Consider the following 2,159-nt stretch of genomic DNA (forward strand, 5'->3'; position numbering starts at 1 on the left):
CCATAGCCCACTGAAACTCAACCTCTGGAGGTTTTGTCTCTGTCTGCGCTTCCCGGCCGGATCTTTCGGCCCGCTCGGGCGGCGCAGGAAGAACATTACCTGAAGGTGTCCGGCGCTCCAAAACGGGTATCGCCCGCCAGCAGGCCGGGCAGCTCGTCGAGGCCGGCGATACGGGCGAGCTCGGGGCGCCCGCCCCGCCCCTCCCGGTCGAGCCAGACCCCGGTGAGCCCGGCGGCCACGGCGCCCGCCGCGTCGATGTCGGGTTCGTTGCCGACGTACGCCACTTCGCGCGGGTCGAGGGCCAGGGCCTCGCACGCGGCGTGGAAGGCCGCCGCGTCCGGTTTGGCGACCCCGATCTCGACGGCGCACACCACCGCCTCGAAGCGGTCCCGCACGCCGAGCGCGCGCAGCTTGCGGTCCTGGTTGTGGATGCTGGAGTTGGACAGGACGGCGTGGCGGAAACCCCCGGCCAGCCGGTCCAGCACCGGCAGGACGTCCGGGAAGAGGGCCCAGGCGGCCTCGTAGTGCGCGGCGTGCCGGCCGAACCAGCCGTCGGCCTCGCCGTCGCTCAGCCACCGCCCGAGGAACTCCCGTACCCGCTCCCGGCGCTGTCCCTGGAAGTCGAGCTCCCCGGTGGCGAAACGCGCCCACTGCACGTCCGTGATCGCCTTCCAGGCGTCGAGCGCCTGCTCCAGGGAGCCGTACCCCTCGGGGAAGCCCTCGTCCTGGAGGTGCTTGCGCATGCCGGTGCGGTCGGCCCCGGAGTAGTCGAAGAGCGTGTCGTCGATGTCCCAGAGGACCGCGCGGATGGCCATGCGGTGAAGCTACCCCGCGGCGCCGCCTCGGCACCCGGATACGCCGGAGGCCGGGCCCCCGGTGGGGAGTCCGGCCTCCGGTGCGTGTACGGCGGGCGTACGGGCGTTACGCGGCCAGCTTCGCCAGCGCCGCGTCGATGCGGGCGATCGTCTTCTCGCGCCCCAGGATCTCCAGGGACTCGAAGAGCGGCAGGCCGACCGTGCGGCCGGTGACGGCGACGCGGACCGGGGCCTGTGCCTTGCCGAGCTTCAGGCCGTGCTTCTCGCCGGCGGACAGGACGGCCGCCTTGAGGGCCTCGGCGTTCCACTCCGCGGCAAGCAGTTCGGCGCGGGCCGTGACCAGCAGGGCGTCGGCCCCCTCCTTCATGGCCTTCTTCCAGGACGCCTCGTCCTCGACCGGCTCGTCCAGGAAGAGGAAGTCGACGTTGGCCGTGATGTCCGAGAGAACCGTCACACGGGTCTGGGCGTGCGGGGCGATCGCGGCGAACTGCTCCGCGTCGAAGGCCTCGGGGGCCCACGGGGCGAACGGGGCCTTGAGCCACGGGCCGCACGCCTTGGTGAACGCCTCGACGTCCATCGCGCGCACGTGCTCGGCGTTGATGTGCTCGCACTTCTTGAGGTCGAAGCGGGCCGGGTTGGCGTTGACGTCGGCGATGTCGAACGCGGCGACCAGCTCGTCGCGGGTGAAGATGTCCCGGTCCTCGGCGATCGACCAGCCCAGCAGCGAGAGGTAGTTGAGCAGCCCCTCCGGCAGGAAACCGCGCTCGCGGTAGAGGTTGAGGGACGCCTGCGGGTCACGCTTGGAGAGCTTCTTGTTGCCCTCGCCCATGACGTACGGGAGGTGGCCGAAGGCGGGGATCTCCTTGGCGACGCCCAGCTCGATCAGGGCCCGGTAGAGCGCGATCTGGCGGGGGGTGGAGGAGAGCAGGTCCTCGCCGCGCAGGACGTGGGTGATCTCCATCAGCGCGTCGTCGACCGGGTTGACCAGCGTGTAGAGCGGGGCCCCGTTGGCGCGGACGATGCCGTAGTCCGGGACGTTCTCCGGCTGGACGGTGATCTCGCCGCGGACCAGGTCGGTGAAGGTGATCGCCTCGTCGGGCATCCGGAAGCGGACGATCGAGGTGCGGCCCTCGGCCTCGCACGCGGCCTTCCGCTCGTCGCTCAGGTCACGGCAGTGGCCGTCGTACCCCGAGGGCCGGCCGGCGGCGCGGGCGGCGTCGCGGCGGGTGTCGAGCTCCTCGGTGGTGCAGTAGCAGGGGTACGCGTACCCGGCGTCCAGGAGCTTGGCGGCGACGTCCTTGTACAGGTCCATCCGCTGCGACTGGCGGTACGGCGGGTGCGGGC

The 2,159-nt window shown here is 71.6% G+C and carries 2 protein-coding genes; both read right to left on the reverse strand.

Features of this window, described 5'->3' with window-relative positions; all coding sequences use genetic code 11:
• Window positions 1-95: 95 nt before the first annotated feature.
• Entirely contained in the window at window positions 96-815 is a 720-nt protein-coding gene (locus IH13_RS0135745; RefSeq protein WP_031091254.1) for an HAD family hydrolase, read from the reverse strand.
• 106 nt (window positions 816-921) lie between these two features.
• A partial coding sequence (gene gltX, locus IH13_RS0135750) for a glutamate--tRNA ligase (protein ID WP_031091256.1) occupies window positions 922-2,159 on the reverse strand: 1,238 nt, incomplete at its 5' end.

Source organism: Streptomyces sp. NRRL WC-3549, assembly GCF_000721935.1.
In the GTDB taxonomy this organism is placed as follows: domain Bacteria; phylum Actinomycetota; class Actinomycetes; order Streptomycetales; family Streptomycetaceae; genus Streptomyces.

Coding starts and splice junctions, on each gene's coding strand:
- IH13_RS0135745 (WP_031091254.1), bottom strand. CDS start 815: ATGGCCATCCGCGCGGTCCTCTGGGACATCGACGACACGCTCTTCGAC.